Below are 2,491 nucleotides of genomic sequence, written 5' to 3'. Positions count from 1 at the left end.
TCTGAATGCCCCGGAGCTGCTGCCTCTGGTCTACGCCGGCATCCAGTTTGTCGATGGTATGCAGAAACCTGTCAGGCCGAAGGAGGCCGCTGCCTGATTCCATTTACACACCTATTGACAAGACCTCAAGAGCTGGCACCGCGGATGAAAGCTCAGGGGAGTCGAGCCGAAGCGTTTGGGCGGCTACATGAGATAACGCGGCTGTGCTTGCTTGGGTTTTTGTCCCGTGACGATACAAGTCTAGAGAGACTGTCAAATACCTCTGGTAACCGGTTGCAGCATCTGCTTGATGCCCTCGGACGCGCCTCCGGAGTTTTCATTGATCGTCAACGGTTATGGCTGCCTCAAGCTGATAGTCAGTCTTAGGTTGCGCCAATAATGATAAGAGAGGGCATATAGCAAGCTGCTTAATACGGCTGCCAGCAAGGCCGTAGCGGGCGAGAGGTTGGAGCCTATTTTCCAAAGGGATGGCTGGGATCCTCTCCGTGCGCGCATCGACCGACCACCGCATCATCGTGGAGGCTCTGCGAGCAAGAACGGCGGTTGGACCGGCGGTGCCTCCACATTCCTCTTGCTCTCGCCACCGGCAGCCAATCGAGCTGACGTCATTCCTTTAAGTCTTCCAAGCGGACGCCGCGGCCCGCGCGCAAGCTTTCCCGGGCTTTGGCAATCCTCTCATGGAATCTCGGGTCGTTTTCAAGTCGAAAATCAAACCAGTCGTCCTCTGATTCAAATCCGATCAGAACCCCGGCAGGCTTTCCGTGACGCGTGATAACAACTTCCTCCTTTGCCGCCAGGCGCAGATATTTCGAGAGATCGTCCTTAACTTCGGAAAGCGCAATTTTTTTCATGTGGGTTCCCCTTTGTCCTCGAGCCAGGCTCGTGCCTCAGATTTTGGAACAATCGCCAGCACCTCGACGGTCTGCCCTGTCACGTCATAGTACACTCGCACATCATCGACACGAAGCCGATATTGTGGTCGCCTCATAGCACGAAGTCGTTTAATCCTGCTCTTACTGCCTCTCCTCGGTTCGAACCGGAGGTGCGTTTCGAGTGCGTCGCGAACCGCTGCTCGGATATGGGCTCGTAGGCGTTGAAATTGCTCGCTCGCGTCAGGCGCAAGGATAATCTCATGGCGCATTCTGGCCAGATTCTAGCCAGAATTCAATGCGGCTGCAAGTCAGCGATCAAAGTGGGTTATGCGGAGGACTCTTGGGCCAGACTTCCAAGAAACGGCCGGGATAATCTCCGTGCGCGCATCGAGCGACGACCGTATCATCGGGGGGATGCGAGCAGGGAGATCATCCCAGCCACAACCGCTGAGACCGACTCGTTCGGTTGCTCACTCTCCCGGTGGCGGCGGTCTAACTGTCCTCCACTGCGCGCATGGAACGAGCACCGCCCTATTTGATCAGATTCGAATCGATTCTTGGTGCGCGTTCTGCGAGCACGGAGGACTGCTAGACCGTCCCCGCCTCCCCTTCACTCCAGCGGAATCGTAATCTCCACGCCCCCCATGACATCATCGAGGTTGAAATCCTTCCTCGGGCTTTGAGGGTGCGCATTGTGGCAGGTGACGCAGGTTCTGGAGACGGCGCGGTCGGCGTAGATCGCCTGGAAGGCGCGCTTTTGCTCGATCGACACGATCCCTGTATACGGCCGCTCAGGGTGTGAGATGACTTGTTGCAGACCGGTCTTCTCAAACTCGGTTTTGGGACCATTTTGCGGATTGATGGGCCACAGGCCGATCAAACGATACTGGAATTTTGTGCCGGTCAGGGCGGCCAGCTCGCTCGACTCTTTGAGGAATTGGGCCGGCAACGGCAGGGTCTTATTGACCCGCCAATGTTCCGAGGACACTGTCACACCTTCCCGCTGCAATCGTTCCACGATTTGGAGCGTGTAGAACGTGCGGTCCGCTTCGATCACGGCATGGATATAGTCCGCCACGGTTTCAACGGGGATTCTGATCGACTCCTCAGCCGCGGCGGAACCTCCGCACCATCCCAACAGTCCCAGCCCGACCACCCAACTCGCAAGTGACATGCGTGTCTGCTTCACAGGCTTCTCCCTGAATGAAGTGGAATGGGCGGCGTGTGAATTCGCCGATTGCGGCGGACCCTGCCGGCATACTGTGACGATGCACGTCTTGTGAAGAACACGTCGAATGTGTTTATACGCCCTTCATCCAGACGAAACAATGAGATCCTGTTGCGTTTTGCCGGAGACCTCCGGAGAAGGGCGAGAGGTGCCTTGTGGCGCTGGGTACGAACGGGGGAACGGCTAGAGTTGTTCGACGTCCGCGATAATGGTGTGGTATCCCGAAGCTCCATTCGGCTGTGGACGGACGAGTTCGGCGATCTGGAGCTGGCCTTTGGTATCGGTCGCGCGGACGACGACTTGGTACTTGCCGGCTTTCCGCGGGCGCCATTGATAACTCCAGATCACCCACGTGTAGGGCGAAACCGGCGGCTGGAGCTCCGCGTCGTTC

General features: G+C 57.3%; 4 protein-coding genes (1 of these 4 cut by a window edge). All 4 read right to left on the bottom strand.

The genetic code is table 11. The features are described 5' to 3' along the window. Positions 1–605 precede the first annotated feature (605 nt). Positions 606–851 carry a type II toxin-antitoxin system Phd/YefM family antitoxin gene (locus AB1555_19800; protein MEW6248924.1) on the bottom strand — a complete coding sequence of 82 codons (246 nt, stop codon included), beginning with the start codon at positions 849–851 and terminating at the stop codon, positions 606–608. Next, the gene (locus AB1555_19795) at positions 848–1,141 is read right to left on the bottom strand and encodes a type II toxin-antitoxin system RelE/ParE family toxin (GenBank protein ID MEW6248923.1); all 294 of its coding nucleotides are present in this window, start codon (positions 1,139–1,141) and stop codon (positions 848–850) included. The genes AB1555_19800 and AB1555_19795 overlap by 4 nt, the downstream gene beginning before the upstream one ends. A 341-nt stretch (positions 1,142–1,482) precedes the next feature. Beyond that, positions 1,483–2,046: a DUF3365 domain-containing protein gene (locus tag AB1555_19790; GenBank protein ID MEW6248922.1), complete on the bottom strand. Its 564-nt coding sequence runs from the start codon at positions 2,044–2,046 to the stop codon at positions 1,483–1,485. Between the two features lie 237 nt (positions 2,047–2,283). Next, on the bottom strand, positions 2,284–2,491 hold the end of the coding sequence (locus AB1555_19785) for a molybdopterin-dependent oxidoreductase (protein MEW6248921.1). The gene runs 854 nt beyond the window's last position; the window shows 208 of its 1,062 coding nt (coding positions 855–1,062); the start codon falls outside the window, past its right edge; its stop codon occupies positions 2,284–2,286.

This window comes from Nitrospirota bacterium, assembly GCA_040755395.1.
GTDB lineage: Bacteria > Nitrospirota > Nitrospiria > Nitrospirales > Nitrospiraceae > DATLZU01.
This window is presented reverse-complemented; position numbering and strand designations above follow the sequence as displayed.